The organism is Streptomyces sp. iso_384 (genome assembly GCF_056172905.1).
Genome location: NZ_JBWBTT010000001.1, coordinates 7,312,802 through 7,325,657, shown reverse-complemented (window position 1 = coordinate 7,325,657; position 12,856 = coordinate 7,312,802). Strand labels below are relative to the sequence as shown.

Sequence of the window (12,856 nt, the reverse complement as noted above, 5' to 3'; positions counted from 1 at the left end):
AAGGCATGAAGAACAAGAAGGCGATCGCCGCCGTCGCGAGCGGCACGGGCCTGTCGGTCCTAGCCGGGCTGTTCCTGTGGTGGGACACGAACGTGTTCGCCGCCACGGAACTGTGCGCGGGAAAGCTGACCGGCGAGCAGGCCGAGTCGCTCCTCGACACCCGGGGCCGTATCTCGGACGTGACGGAAGGCATCAGCGACGAGGTGTCGTTCCGCTGCACGGTGAGCCGCACCAGCAGGATCACGGGGGCCGAGGAGCTGGAGATGGTGATGAACACCGCCGTCCACCCACCGGATTTCCAGTTCAGTACGCACGCCTGGGACAACTCCTCAAGCAGGTCCTTCCTGTCGGGGGGAGTCACCGGGGCCGTCTCCGGGAGCCGCGGCTGGGTCATGCTGCCCGAGAAGTGCCGGTACAAGGTCCGCGGGGTTCTGGACGGCGGCGTGAAGTTGGCCCCGGTACCCGACAACGCCCAGGTCGTCGAGGTGGAACTGAGAAGGGGAACCGTGGACCCCCAGAAACTCACGAGCGTGCTCGTGGACGCAGCGCAGAAGGTCGCCGCCGCTGCCGGGTGCTCCGACGACACTCCGTTGCAGGCACCCAAGGTGCAGCCGCCTACGAGCCCGGAGGCGATCACAGCCGATTCGATATGCGAGATCCCCGGATTCCATCTGCCGGGCAGAGCCGTGGCCAAGGGCGATGCCACGCTCGAAGTGCAGCGCACCAGCGGAGCACCCTCGGACTCCTGGGCCTGCGACCTCTACCAGTCCGGCGGTCAGGACGAACCCCAGTTGTCGTTCGGTTCCACCTTCGACCCGAACATCGTCAACGAACGTCTCAAGACAGGCGTGGGCTTCGAGGACCTGCCGGACGGCACGGGTGTGGTGGACGGAAACAGCAGGGCCATCCTGAAGTGCGGAGGCAAGGACCTCTACCTCGGCGTGCACTGGGACCATCGCTACCTGAAACGGTTGTACCGCTCGGATCCGTTGGACTCGGCCTCCCGAGACGTCTTCCAAGCCTTCCTCGACGCCGCCGGCAAGCAACACGGCTGCCCCTCCGTGAAGCTCCCGTCCAACTGACCGGTCCCATGCCGCACGAGGTCGTTCCCACGTCACTCACAGGCCGGGAAACTCCCTCCTACCCCTTCCCGTCCTCCGCCAGTTCCGCCACCCCCGTGATCCGGTGCAGCGGGTAGGTGCGGACCTCGTCGGCCGTGTGGTCGTACGCCGTGACGAAGCCGCCCTCCACGCGGACCGGGGCGATGACGCGCTGGCTGGCCGCGCCGTCCGCGTTGACGTAGCCGATCCAGACCGTGGAGCCCGTCATCGCCGCGGCCTGGACCGTGGCCAGGGTCTCGGCGGGGGTGGTGCGGGGGAGGGAGCCGGAGGGGGCATGCGAGGAAGGGGCATCCGCCGGTTCCTTGCGGACCGCCGTGGCGGCCGTGTCGCCCGCGCGGATCGCCCGGACCGCCGCGCCGAGCAGCGTGTCGTCCGGGACCGGCGGGCCCTCGGGGACCGGGACCGGAGGTGTGCGGGGCGGGGTGCGGCGGGCGCCGGCGCGGGTGATCAGGACGTCGCCGTCGGCGGATTCGGCGGCCGGTGCGTAGCCCATGTCGCGCAGGGCTTCGAGGAGGGAGCCGGGGTCGGACTGGGAGGCCAGGACCGTGGGGGCGAGGCGGCGGAGCCGGAGGCCGGTGGAGCGGCGGTCGGCCAGGATCTCGTTGAGGACCGCCTCGTCGTCGCAGCGTACGTACGCGGACGCCGCCCCGATCCGCAGATGGCCGTGGCGGCGGGCCACGTCGTCGATCAGATAGCTCAGCGGCTGCGGCACCGGCGTACGGCTGTGCGCGGCCAGGAACGCGTGCAGGTCCGACGCCGCCTGCCCGGCGTCCAGGGCGCGGCGCACCGAACCGGGCGTGAAGCGGTACACCGTCGCCCCGCCCTTCGACTCCACCTCCGCCAGGACCGAGAGCGTGTCCGCCAGCGGGCGTTCCAGCGGACCCGGCGCCACCGCCGTCAGGTCGGCCTGGAGCAGGACGTGGTCCAGGGGGTCGGGGAGGAGAGGGGCGAGGCGTGCCGCGGCGGCTTTCTCGCCCTCCGCCAGCAGTGCGCGGGCCTGTGCGGAGAGCGCGCCCCGGCCCGTGATGCCCAGCAGCTCCGCCTCGTTGAGCGTCCACAGGGCGAGGCGCGAGCGGAGGTCCGTGCCCTCCGGGCCCTGACCGGTGGCCGACGCGGTCGGTCCGCCGCGCAACGGGCGTTCCCAGCGCAGCCGTCGCAGCAGCGTCTCGGCGTCCGGCGCGGTGCCCGGCGGGAGTTCGGCGAAGAGGGCCAGGACCCGGCGGCGTACGTCGGGGGCGGCCGAGCGGTCCAGCTCCGGGCCGAGCGTGGACAGGGCCCGGCCCTTGGCGTCCTGGCCGCCGACCAGGCCCGGGGTCCGGGTGGCGGCGAGCCAGGCGGTGGCGAGGTGCGTCCAGCGGTCCTCGGCGGGCAGGTCGAGCCACTCGTCGGAGGCGGGCGTCGGCGCGTACCGTTCGTCCGTCTCGCCGTCGGGCGCCAACAGGCCGGCACCGTAAGCGAGTTCGATCCAGAAGGCGGCGATCGGCTCCGTCACGTCCAGGGCGTTCGCGGCGCGCTTCAGCTCCCGTACGCTCAGCCCGCCCGCGCGCAGGATCGCGGGGCCGCCGCCGTTCCAGAGCTTCAGCAGCTCCTCGACGGTCGACAGCGCGGTGAACGCCTGGCCCGCCGCCGCCCTGTCCACAGCCTGTGGATCGCGTTCCGCGGCCGCCGCGACGGCCGGGGGGACCGGTTCCGGTACGCGGTGCGCGCGCCCGGCGCGCAGATGCAGCGCCGCCTCGCGCGGCAGGACCACCGTCCGGGTGGAGACCGGCAGCAGCAGGCCCCGGTCGCGCAGCCACTTCACCGGTGGGGTGGGGTTGGGAGTGACCTCGCCGTACGGCGGGCCCCACACCAGCCGGTCCAGGACCGACAGCGCCTCCACCGGGGCGGTGTCCAGCAGCGCCGCCATCCGCGTCCGGTCCGTGAAGAGGGACGAGAGTGCCGCCACCGCCGAGACCGGGTCGTGCGTGGCGGGCAGCCCGGTCGCCGCCAGGATCTCCTGGAGCCGGCCCGGCGACATGCCCGCTGTGGCCTCGGCGACCGTGGGGCCGAGGCCCGTGGGGGAGGGGTGCTGCGGGGACGGGGCGAGCAGTTCGCGGGCCGTGCGCACCAGCCGCAGCCGGTCGTCCTCGCCCCAGACGAGGGCCTGTTCGCGCAGCGTCGCCAGCGCGCCCGGCAGCGCGGCGGTGATCGCCGCGCCCGCGTCGTCGCGCTGTTCGCCGTCGTCGAGCCCGTCGCCGGTGAGCAGGGAGAGCAGGGTGTCGTACGGGGCCGGGTCCGGGGCCACCGCCAGCGCCTCGGCGGTCTGCAGCGCGAACCGGTCCAGGTGCTCCAGCGCGCGGACGACGGACGCCCGGGTGCCGGCCCGGGTGGCGAGCTGGGTGATGTCGTTCGGCACCGGGTTGAGGAGGTCGGGGCGGGCACGCAGCAGCCCTGCCAGCGATTCGTCGCCCCGGGCGCGCAGGGCTTCGGCGAGCGTGCGCGGTGGTGTGGTCGTCCCCATCCGTCCCACGGTAGCCGCTGGAACGCTACCGTCGGGGCAGGGCCGGTAGAGGGGATGCACCGCGTGGGGATCGAGAGCGACCAGCTCGTCTACGACTACCTGAGCCGGGTCGGCGACCTGGCTCAGCAACAACAGCTGTCGTCGGGCGCCCGGATGCGCCTGGTTTCGACGCTCCGGGGCGAGATCGACCGGCAGCGCGGCACGGAGGGCGCGGACTCCCCGGCGGCCGTGCGGCGCATCATCGGCAGGCTGGGCAGCCCGGACGAACTGGTCGCCGCGGCCGCCGGGTCGGCGGACGGCACGGTCCCGCTGCCGTCCGCCCGGACCGGGCCGGGCACCGGCGAGCAGCAGCGGCGCGGCCTGCCCCGGCCCCGGAGCGGACTCCTCCGCAAAGGGCCGGGAGGGCCCAAGGAGACCGCGCCCGGGGCCGGCGGGAGCCGGGAGGCCCAGAGCCTCGGGAAGCCGAAAGCCGGTTTCGGGCGGGGCGCGTCGCGCCGCGATGCCGAGGACACGCCGGACAGCCGTACGGACACGACCGCCGACACGGCCGCCGTACCCCACCCCTCGACCGCCCCCGACGACGCCGACGTACCGGTCCGCGACTGGCCCGACCCCAACGCCCCGCACATGCTCGGCCAGGACCGACAGGGGGACACGGACGGCGCGGCCGACTGGTGGCGCCTGGAGCCGGGCCCCTTCGACGAGGGCACCGCCATCCCCGGGTTCTTCGGCGGCATCGAGGCCCCGGAGCTGCTGGGCCGCCGACCGAGCCCCCTGGAAAAGGACGAGAAGAAGGAAGAGAAGCAAGGCGACGGGAAGGAGCCCGAGGAGGGCGAAGCAGCGGAGGACGGGGCCGCCGGGACCGCCCGGCGCCGCCGCGCCCTGCGCCTCGTGAAGCTCCGCCGCCGCAAGGCCGCCCCCGTCGTCGCCGAGCCCGAGGCCGCCGCCCCCGGCCCCCGCGGCGGCTTCGCGCACCCGCTGCTGGTCCTGGCCGCCGTCCTGCTCATCGCCGGCGTGGTCACCGGCTCCTGGCTGCCGCTGGCGGGCGGCTGGCTGATCGCGTACAGCTCGCGCACCCTCTCCCGTACGGAGGCGAAGTGGGCGGCGCTGGGCCTGCCGGGCGTCGTGGCGGCCACGGCCCTCGTATGGATCTGGGGCCGGATGGAGGGGCGCTGGGGCGAGCCGATCCGCGAGGGCGCGATGCGGGACGTCCTGCTGGACACCTGGCCGGTGGTCGTCCGGGTCGCCGCCGTCGCCTCCGCGCTCTACCTGGTGTGGCGGGCGCGGAGGCGTACGGGGTGACGGCCGGGCCCACCTCCTCCAGGGCCTGTCGTCCAACTGCCGCCGTCGCCCGGCAGGCGGCAGTTCGACGAAGGTCCTACCTACGGCATGTCCGGCGGACTACTTCGTCAGGCTCTTGTGGAGTTCGCCGAGGATCTTGTCGGCCGCCGTGTAGCCGATGCCCTGGATCCACAGCTGGTCGTCGACCGCGAAGACCTTGCCGTTCCTCACCGCGTCCATGTTCTTCCACAGGCCGCTGCCGGTGGTCTCCGTCTCCTTGGACTTCTTAGGGTCGCCGTACGTCGAGTGGAAGACCACGTCCGCGTCCGCGAGGTCGATCTTCTCGGGGCTGACGTCGTAGGAGAAGCCGTCCTCGGCCTTGTCCGTGATCGCGGGGCGGCCCAGGCCCACGTCGGCCAGGATCGTGGCGATGTAGTTCTTCTTGCCGTAGATCCGGATGTCCGCGCCCTCGACGAAGCGGACCATGTTGACCTCGGTCGCGGCGGCCTTGTTCTTGCCGCCGAGTGCCTTGGTCACGTCCGCCACGTGGTTCGCGTAGTCGTCGGCGACCATCTTCGCCTCGGTCTGCTTGCCGAGGGCCTCCGCGTGGAGCTGGAAGTTCTCCTTCCAGGGGTGGCCGGTGTTCTCCGTCATCACGGTCGGCGCGATCTTCGACAGCTCGTCGTACTTGTCGCCGTGCCGGATCTTGCTGGTGAGGATGAGGTCGGGCTGCAGGGCGGCGATGGCCTCCAGGTTCGGGGTCATCATCTGACCGACGTCCTTGATGCCCGAGAGCTGGTCCTTCGGCAGGTAGTTCAGGAAGCCCGACGTCACGTCCGCATGGGTCGCGCCGACCGGCTTCACACCGAGGGTGAGGGCCGAGTCCAGTTCGGCGGTGTCCAGGACGACCACCCGCTCGGGGGCCTTCTTGACCTTCACGTCGCCCATCGGCGTCCTGACCGTACGCGTGGAGCCGCCGGAGGAAGCGGAGCCGGATGCGGAACCGGAGTCCTCGGACCCACCGCAGGCGGCCAGGGTCAGAGCGGCGACCGTGGTCAGGGACACGGCGGCCAGGGCGCGGGGAAGGAAGCTGCGCTGGGTCATGGGTCAGAGGACCTTTCCGGGAGTCGGGTCGGAGGCTGAGACGGACGGGGCGGGCGACGTGGTGAGCGCCGGGGCCCAGGGGGCGCTCGGGACGACGAGCGGCGAGCCCGTCACCGGGTCCGGGACGATCACCGCCTCCAGGCCGAATACCTCGCGGACGAGCTCGGCCGTGACGATGTCCCCGGGGGCGCCCTCCGCGACGATCCGGCCCTCCTTCATGGCGACCAGGCGGTCCGCGTACCGGGCCGCCTGGTTGAGGTCGTGCAGCACGGTGACGACCGTACGGCCCCGGGTGCCGTCCGCGGCAGGTGAGGCCAACTGCCTTACCAGGTCCAGGACTTCCACCTGGTGTGCGATGTCCAGATACGTCGTCGGCTCGTCGAGCAGCAGCAGGTCCGTGTTCTGGGCCAGGGCCATCGCGATCCACACCCGCTGGCGCTGGCCGCCCGACAGCTCGTCCACCGACCGGTCGGCCAGCGCCGTCACATCCGTACGGGACATGGCGTCGGTCACCGCGCGCTCGTCCTCGTCCGACCACTGCTGCCACCAGCTCTGGTGCGGCTGGCGGCCCCGGGCGACCAGGTCGGAGACGGTGATCGCCTCCGGTGCGACCGGGGTCTGCGGGAGCAGTCCGATGGACCGGGCGATCTGCTTCGTCGGTATCCGCGCCAGCTCCGTGCCGTCCAGCAGGACCGCCCCGCCGCGCGGCTTCAGCAGCCGGCCGAGCGCCCGCAGGGTGGTGGACTTGCCGCAGGCGTTCGGGCCGACGATGACGGTGACCTGCCCGTCGGGCACGGTGAGGTCCAGCTCGTGGACCACGGTGCGGTCCTCGTACGCGAGCGTCAGGGCGCGGGCCGCGAGGCGGCCGGTCCGCTGTGCTGCGTCGGATGTCGTCGGGCTCATGCGGTGCCTCCACTGCGGCCGCGGTGACCGCGGATGATCAGCCAGATCAGGTACGGGGCGCCGACCGCCGCCGTGAGGACGCCCACCGGCAGTTCGGTGGGCGAGAACAGCCTGCGGGCGAGCAGATCGCCGAGGACGACGATCACCGCGCCCAGCAGCGCCGAGGACAGCAGCGGGATCTGCGCGGTCCGGGTCATCCGGCGGGCGATCTGCGGGGCGAGCAGCGCCACGAAGTCCACCGGGCCGGCCGTGCCCGTCGCCACGGACGCCAGGACCACACCGAGCGCGACCAGACCGAGCCGTACCCGCCCCAGGCGCACGCCCAGCGCGGTGGCGGTGTCGTCGTCCATCGTGACGGTGCGCTGCGCGCGGGCCGCCCAGGCGATGGCGGGCAGCAGCACCAGCAGCGTCCAGCCGATCGGGGCGGCCTCCGACCAGCCCCGACCGTTCAGCGAACCGGTCATCCAGATCTGCGCCTGCTGGGCGACCAGGTAGTCGCCCTTGGTCAGGAACAGTGTGGTCACCGACCGCAGGGCGACGGCGAAGCCGATGCCGATGAGGACGAAGCGGGTGGCGTGCAGGCCGCCGCGCCAGGCGAAGACGTAGACGAGCGCCGCCGCGGCCACTCCGCCGATGACGGAGAGGTAGGGCAGGACGGTGTACGAGGTGATGCCGAAGGTCATCGCACCGACCGTGAGCGCGCTCGCGCCCTGGCTGATGCCGATGATGTCGGGGCTGGCCAGCGGGTTGCGGGCGACCGTCTGGATCAGCGCCCCGGCGACCCCGAACGCGGCGCCGACCAGCAGCCCGACGACCATGCGCGGCAGCCGGAGCGTGCCCACGACCAGCTCGGCCGAGGACGGCTGCCCGAGGATCACCTTCACGACCTCGCCGGGCGCGACGAAGCTCTCGCCCACGCAGAGGTAGGCGACGCACACGGCGGCCAGGAGGACGACCAGGGCCGCCGCCGCGACGGACGCCCTGCGGTGCAGCAGGAACCGGCCGCGCGGCCCGGCCTTCACGACGGCGTACCCGGCGGGCCGGACCCGTACGGGCTGCACGGTCTTCTCGGGCGTACGGGCGACACTCATGCCGGCACCGCCTTCCGGCGTACGAGGGCGACCAGGAACGGCACCCCGATCAGTGCCGTCATCACGCCCGCCGGGACCTCGCTCGGCGGGAAGACGATCCGGCCGACGACGTCCGAGACCAGCAGCATCACGGGCCCGATCAGCGCCGCCATGGGCAGCACCCAGCGGTGGTCGTTGCCGACGACCGCGCGGGCGATGTGCGGGACGGCGAGCCCGATGAACGCGATCGGACCGGCGGCGGCGACCCCGACCCCGGTCAGCACGGTCGCCCCGATGCCACCGACGATCCGGACCGCCGCGACGTTCTGCCCGAGTCCCTTCGCCACGTCCTCGCCGAGCGCGAGCGCGTCCAGGCCGCGGGCGACGGAGAGCACGAGGACGGTGCCGAGGAGCAGGAACGGCCACACCTGCTGGACGACGTCCGCCTCCCGGCCCGCGATCGAGCCGACCTGCCAGAAGCGGAACTCGTCCAGCGCGGACGCCTTCGTCGTGAGGATCCCCATCGTCACCGACACCAGCAGCGCGTTGATCGCCGCACCGCCGAGCGCGAGCTTCACCGGGGTCGCGCCGCCGCGTCCGCGGGAGGCGATGGCGTACACGGCGACCGAGGCGAGCGCCGCGCCCGCGAAGGCGAACCACACATACCCGGTGAGCGTGTGGACCCCGGCGAACGCGATGGCCATCACCACCGCCACCGACGCGCCCTGGCTGATGCCGAGGATGCCGGGGTCGGCGATCGGGTTCCGGGTGATGCCCTGGAGCACCGTGCCCGCGAGCGCCAGCGCCGCGCCGACCATCAGCCCGATGAGCGTGCGCGGCACCCGCATCGTGCGGATCACCTCGGCGGCGTCGGAGTGCCCGCCGTGCAGCAGGGCGTCCAGCACCTCGCCCGGCGGGATGGAACGCGCGCCGACGGCGAGGCTCAGCAGGATCGCGAGCAGCAGGGCGACGACGGCCGCGACCGTCGCGGTCGCGCGTCGGGAGAGGCGGGGTGCTCGGGGCACTCCGGGTGGCGCGGCGGCCCGCACCGGTGCTGACGCTGACATCTGAACCCATCGTGTCGGCCCGGTGCGTGAGGGTGACCGGGCCGGGGCTGGTAAGGCTTGGCTAAGTACGGGCCTCAGTCTAGGCGGCGGGATTTCCGGTCCGACGGGGGCTTCCGGACCGCCCCGGGCCCGGCCCCGGCAGGTCGGCACAATGGCAGGCATGACGTCCACCGCTCCGCACTCCGTCCAGCACCCGCACCGGCGCCCCCTGACGGTCGGCTTCGACCTCGACATGACGCTCATCGACTCCGGCCCCGGCATCGCCGCGACCTACCGGGCGCTGTCCGCCGAGACGGGCGTGCCCATCGACGTGGACCTGGTGGTGAGCCGGATCGGGCCGCCGCTGGAGACGGAGCTGGCGCACTGGTTCCCGGCCGACCAGGTGGACGCGGCCGCGGACCGCTACCGGGAGATCTACCCCGACCACGCGATAGCCCCGTCCACGGCCCTCGCCGGAGCGCGGGAGTCGGTGGCCGCGGTGCGGGCGCTCGGCGGCCGGGCGATCGTCGTCACGGCGAAGTACGAGCCGAACGCGAAGCTGCACCTGGACCACCTCGGCATCGAGCCGGACGCGGTCGTCGGCTGGCTGTGGGCGGAGGCCAAGGGTGAGGCGCTGCGCGAGAACGGCGCGCAGGTGTACGTCGGCGACCACACCGGCGACGTGCGCGGGGCGCGGGCGGCCGACGCGCTGTCGGTCGCGGTGACGACGGGCCCGTGCGACGTGGCGGAGCTGCGGACGGCGGGCGCGGACGTGGTCCTGCCGGATCTGACGGGCTTCCCGGCCTGGCTCGCCGCCTTCGACGCGGACCGCACGGCGTAGGCCGGCGGACCTGACGGCGTACGTCAGGGGCGGGAACGGGCCAAGATCGTCAGAGGCGGTTCGCGGCCCGTTTCGGAGAGTTGGCCCAGGCCGAGCGGACGACGCCGGCCCCGGCGATCAGGAACCCGACGCCCATCAACATGCAGACGGCGTAGGCGACCGGAGGGAACGGGTCCGTGCCCAGGAACAGCGGAGCCACCGTGACCAGCGTGGCCAGTGCGCCGACGAAAAAGACGATCGCGCCGACCTGAACAAGCCGGTCACCTGCGCCTGAAGGAGTAGTACTCACGCGACCAGGGTAGTTCCCAGCCCGGAGGAACTCTCCGGCGACGTCTTGTCACCGGCCGTAGGGCCATTAGCCTGGGACCGGGCGGGTCACGGTGACCCGCTGTACTGCTATCCGGAGCCGTTTCCCCTGGTGCCCGAGGGGGACCGGCTCTTCCGCACACCGACGAGTACGAGGACGAGGACAGACGTGCCCACCGGCAAGGTCAAGTGGTTCAACAGCGAGAAGGGCTTCGGCTTTCTCTCCCGCGACGACGGCGGCGACGTCTTCGTCCACTCGTCGGTACTCCCTGCCGGAGTCGACGCGCTCAAGCCCGGCCAGCGCGTGGAATTCGGCGTGGTCGCGGGCCAGCGCGGCGACCAGGCCCTTTCCGTGGTGGTCCTCGACCCCACCCCGTCCGTCGCGGCCGCACAGCGCCGCAAGCCGGACGAGCTGGCGTCGATCGTGCAGGACCTGACGACGGTCCTGGAGAACATCACGCCGCAGCTGGAGCGGGGCCGCTACCCCGACAAGGCCGCCGGAGCGAAGATCGCGGGCCTGCTGAGGGCGGTCGCCGACCAGCTCGACGTCTGACCCGAAGCGGTCGGCGGGCTCAGGGGAACGCCAGCGCGTCCGGGCCGAGGGGCGGTACGAGCCCCTCGGCCGCCGCGCGGGTCAGCAGGCCGCGGACCGCCGCGTAGCCGTCCTCGCCGAGGTCGGCGGTGAACTCGTTCACGTACAGCCCGATGTGCTGGTCCGCGACGGCCGGGTCCATCTCCTGGGCGTGCTCCAGGACGTACGGCCGGGAGACCTCCGGGTGGTCCCAGGCGAGGCGGACCGAGCTGCGGATCGTGTCGGCCAGCCGGCGCAGGGCCTCCTCGCCGAGCGAACGCTTGGCGATGATCGCGCCGAGGGGGATCGGGAGGCCCGTGGTGTCCTCCCAGTGCCGGCCCATGTCGGCGAGGTTGTGCAGACCGAAGTTCCGGTACGTGAAACGGGCCTCGTGGATGACCAGACCGGCGTCCACCTTGCCGTCCCGTACGGCGGGCATGATCTCGTCGAACGGCATCACGACGACCTCGCCGACACCGCCCGGCACCATGTCCGCCGCCCAGAGCCGGAACAGCAGGTACGCCGTCGAGCGCTCGCTCGGCACGGCGACCGTCCGGCCGGTCAGGTCGAGGCCCAGCTCCTTGGTGAGGACCAGCGGACCGCAGCCCCGGCCCAGCGCCCCGCCGCACGGCAGCAGGGCGTAGTCGTCGAGGACCCACGGCAGCACGGCGTAGGAGACCTTCAGGACGTCCAGCTCACCGCGCTCGGCCATGCCGTTGGTGATGTCGATGTCGGCGAAGGTCACCTCGGGCGCGGGCGCGCCGGGGACCCTGCCGTGCACCCAGGCGTCGAAGACGAAGGTGTCGTTGGGGCAGGGCGAGAAGGCGATCTCGATCGCTTCGCCGGCCGGGCCCGGGTTCGCTTCAGTGGTCATGCCGGTTCCAACCTTCCAGTACGGGTGCCGTCTTCCCGAACGCGTCCGTGAGCGCCGCCAGCGCGTCGCCGATGCGCCAGGCGTCGCGGTCGCGGGGTCCGACGGCGTTCGAGACGGCCCGCAGTTCCAGTACGGGCACACCGGCCCGGGCGGCGGCCTCCGCGACCCCGAAGCCCTCCATCGCCTCGGCCAGCGCCCCCGGGTGCGCGGCGAGCAGGCCGGCGGCGCGTTCGGCGGTGCCGGTCACGGTGGAGACGGTGAGGACGGGGCCGGCGCCGGCGCCGGCGGTGGCCGCCACACGCCGTACGAGGGCGGGCGGCGGGGCGAACCGGTCCCGGCCGAAGCCGAGCGCGGTGACCGGCAGAAAGCCGTCGGGCGTGTCGGCGCCCAGGTCGGCGGCGACGATGTCGCTCGCCACGACCAGCGAGCCGAGCGGCGTCAGCGGGGTGAACGCGCCGCCGATCCCGGCCGAGACGACGAGACCGTACGGCACGGGGGCCGACGCCCCGGCGGCCAGGGCGAACGCGGTGGCCGCGGCGGCGGCGGCCGGGCCCGCACCGCCGGCCAGGACGTCGAACGCCCCGCTGCGGTGCAGCTCCGCCCCCGGCACCGCCACGGTCTGCGGGGCGCCCCCGAACGCACGCGTGACCGCGTCCCGTTCCACCGGGACAGCGGTCACGACGAGCACACGCACGGATTCAGCCTCGGGTCGAGGACGGGGGAAGAACAGGGGAAGTGCTCTCCGGGCGGCCGGGTCAGTCCTTCTTGAACTCGAACTGCCAGATGCCCGTGAGCTTCTTGCCCTTGGTCTCCACGATGGAGATGTTCGTCTTGTCGGCCGGCTGGCCGGTCTGGCTGGCGAAGAAGGCGTTGCCGGGGATCGTCCGGTAGGTCTTCTTGAACGGCTCCTGCTCGGCCTGCTGGCCGTTGATGAAGAGCGTCCAGCCGTTCTCGGCGATCTCCGGGTCGACGCCGAAGCGGACCTGGTCGTCCATGGAGACCTTGATGGTCTTGTCGGCCTTCTTGTTCAGGCAGCCCTGGATCAGGGACTCCTTGATCGCATCGCCGTCGTTGTAGCAGGCGGCCTCGGTGTTCACCGAGTCACTGCCGACCGTCACGGTGGCGAGCGGCGTCGGCTTGTCGCAGGCGGACAGGACAAGGAGTCCCGCGGACACGGCACCAAGAGCGACGCCGATTCGACGGCCCTTACCGGAGAAGAACGCAACGGTCATGGGCCGA

13 protein-coding genes are annotated in these 12,856 nt (G+C 72.9%); 4 read left to right on the top strand and 9 right to left on the bottom strand.

The genetic code is table 11. From position 1 onward, the window contains the following. The first annotated feature begins 5 nt into the window (after positions 1 to 5). Positions 6 to 1,082, top strand: a complete 1,077-nt coding sequence (locus AC0VY3_RS32915) for a hypothetical protein (RefSeq protein WP_475551269.1) — start codon at positions 6 to 8, stop codon at positions 1,080 to 1,082. A gap of 58 nt (positions 1,083 to 1,140) precedes the next feature. On the opposite strand, the gene AC0VY3_RS32910 is transcribed toward AC0VY3_RS32915, so the two are convergent. Continuing rightward, complete coding sequence (locus AC0VY3_RS32910) at positions 1,141 to 3,621, bottom strand: helicase-associated domain-containing protein (RefSeq protein WP_475551268.1); 2,481 nt, start codon at positions 3,619 to 3,621, stop codon at positions 1,141 to 1,143. A gap of 54 nt (positions 3,622 to 3,675) precedes the next feature. On the opposite strand from AC0VY3_RS32910, the gene AC0VY3_RS32905 reads away from it, so the two are divergent. After that, a complete protein-coding gene (locus tag AC0VY3_RS32905; protein WP_475551267.1) occupies positions 3,676 to 4,923 on the top strand; it encodes a hypothetical protein in 1,248 nt (415 codons plus the stop codon). 99 nt (positions 4,924 to 5,022) lie between these two features. Here the strand turns inward: AC0VY3_RS32905 and AC0VY3_RS32900 are convergent, their stop codons facing one another. From AC0VY3_RS32900 to AC0VY3_RS32885, 4 genes are read right to left on the bottom strand one after another with little or no spacing between them, the layout of a single operon-like run. Next, positions 5,023 to 6,006 (bottom strand): ABC transporter substrate-binding protein, encoded by a 984-nt coding sequence (locus AC0VY3_RS32900; RefSeq protein ID WP_103508857.1) that lies wholly within the window; start codon positions 6,004 to 6,006, stop codon positions 5,023 to 5,025. 3 nt (positions 6,007 to 6,009) lie between these two features. Then, complete coding sequence (locus AC0VY3_RS32895; protein WP_475551266.1) at positions 6,010 to 6,909, bottom strand: ABC transporter ATP-binding protein; 900 nt, start codon at positions 6,907 to 6,909, stop codon at positions 6,010 to 6,012. Beyond that, positions 6,906 to 8,000: a FecCD family ABC transporter permease gene (locus AC0VY3_RS32890; RefSeq protein WP_103508855.1), complete on the bottom strand. Its 1,095-nt coding sequence runs from the start codon at positions 7,998 to 8,000 to the stop codon at positions 6,906 to 6,908. Before AC0VY3_RS32890 ends, AC0VY3_RS32895 begins: the two co-directional genes overlap by 4 nt. After that, positions 7,997 to 9,046 (bottom strand): FecCD family ABC transporter permease, encoded by a 1,050-nt coding sequence (locus tag AC0VY3_RS32885; protein ID WP_103508854.1) that lies wholly within the window; start codon positions 9,044 to 9,046, stop codon positions 7,997 to 7,999. Before AC0VY3_RS32885 ends, AC0VY3_RS32890 begins: the two co-directional genes overlap by 4 nt. 160 nt (positions 9,047 to 9,206) lie before the next feature. On the opposite strand from AC0VY3_RS32885, the gene AC0VY3_RS32880 reads away from it, so the two are divergent. Further along, the gene (locus tag AC0VY3_RS32880) at positions 9,207 to 9,866 is read left to right on the top strand and encodes an HAD family hydrolase (protein ID WP_475551265.1); all 660 of its coding nucleotides are present in this window, start codon (positions 9,207 to 9,209) and stop codon (positions 9,864 to 9,866) included. A gap of 49 nt (positions 9,867 to 9,915) precedes the next feature. On the opposite strand, the gene AC0VY3_RS32875 is transcribed toward AC0VY3_RS32880, so the two are convergent. Further along, positions 9,916 to 10,155 (bottom strand): hypothetical protein, encoded by a 240-nt coding sequence (locus AC0VY3_RS32875; RefSeq protein ID WP_475551264.1) that lies wholly within the window; start codon positions 10,153 to 10,155, stop codon positions 9,916 to 9,918. Between the two features lie 186 nt (positions 10,156 to 10,341). Between AC0VY3_RS32875 and AC0VY3_RS32870 the strand changes: the two genes are divergently transcribed. Further along, entirely contained in the window at positions 10,342 to 10,725 is a 384-nt protein-coding gene (locus tag AC0VY3_RS32870; RefSeq protein ID WP_006126557.1) for a cold-shock protein, read from the top strand. Between the two features lie 19 nt (positions 10,726 to 10,744). On the opposite strand, the gene AC0VY3_RS32865 is transcribed toward AC0VY3_RS32870, so the two are convergent. The 3 genes from AC0VY3_RS32865 to AC0VY3_RS32855 form a co-directional block, all read right to left on the bottom strand. Next, positions 10,745 to 11,617: a 1,4-dihydroxy-6-naphthoate synthase gene (locus AC0VY3_RS32865; protein ID WP_475551263.1), complete on the bottom strand. Its 873-nt coding sequence runs from the start codon at positions 11,615 to 11,617 to the stop codon at positions 10,745 to 10,747. Further along, a complete protein-coding gene (locus tag AC0VY3_RS32860; protein WP_475551262.1) occupies positions 11,607 to 12,311 on the bottom strand; it encodes a futalosine hydrolase in 705 nt (234 codons plus the stop codon). Before AC0VY3_RS32860 ends, AC0VY3_RS32865 begins: the two co-directional genes overlap by 11 nt. Before the next feature lie 61 nt (positions 12,312 to 12,372). Continuing rightward, positions 12,373 to 12,849 (bottom strand): DUF2771 domain-containing protein, encoded by a 477-nt coding sequence (locus AC0VY3_RS32855; RefSeq protein ID WP_103507978.1) that lies wholly within the window; start codon positions 12,847 to 12,849, stop codon positions 12,373 to 12,375. Positions 12,850 to 12,856: the final 7 nt, after the last annotated feature.

Excerpts from the sequence above, each read along its gene's own strand:
- AC0VY3_RS32915 (WP_475551269.1), top strand. The coding sequence starts at position 6 with ATGAAGAACAAGAAGGCGATCGCCGCCGTCGCGAGCGGCACGGGCCTG.
- AC0VY3_RS32910 (WP_475551268.1), bottom strand. The coding sequence starts at position 3,621 with ATGGGGACGACCACACCACCGCGCACGCTCGCCGAAGCCCTGCGCGCC.
- AC0VY3_RS32905 (WP_475551267.1), top strand. The coding sequence starts at position 3,676 with ATGCACCGCGTGGGGATCGAGAGCGACCAGCTCGTCTACGACTACCTG.
- AC0VY3_RS32900 (WP_103508857.1), bottom strand. The coding sequence starts at position 6,006 with ATGACCCAGCGCAGCTTCCTTCCCCGCGCCCTGGCCGCCGTGTCCCTG.
- AC0VY3_RS32895 (WP_475551266.1), bottom strand. The coding sequence starts at position 6,909 with ATGAGCCCGACGACATCCGACGCAGCACAGCGGACCGGCCGCCTCGCG.
- AC0VY3_RS32890 (WP_103508855.1), bottom strand. The coding sequence starts at position 8,000 with ATGAGTGTCGCCCGTACGCCCGAGAAGACCGTGCAGCCCGTACGGGTC.
- AC0VY3_RS32885 (WP_103508854.1), bottom strand. The coding sequence starts at position 9,046 with ATGTCAGCGTCAGCACCGGTGCGGGCCGCCGCGCCACCCGGAGTGCCC.
- AC0VY3_RS32880 (WP_475551265.1), top strand. The coding sequence starts at position 9,207 with ATGACGTCCACCGCTCCGCACTCCGTCCAGCACCCGCACCGGCGCCCC.
- AC0VY3_RS32865 (WP_475551263.1), bottom strand. The coding sequence starts at position 11,617 with ATGACCACTGAAGCGAACCCGGGCCCGGCCGGCGAAGCGATCGAGATC.
- AC0VY3_RS32855 (WP_103507978.1), bottom strand. The coding sequence starts at position 12,849 with ATGACCGTTGCGTTCTTCTCCGGTAAGGGCCGTCGAATCGGCGTCGCT.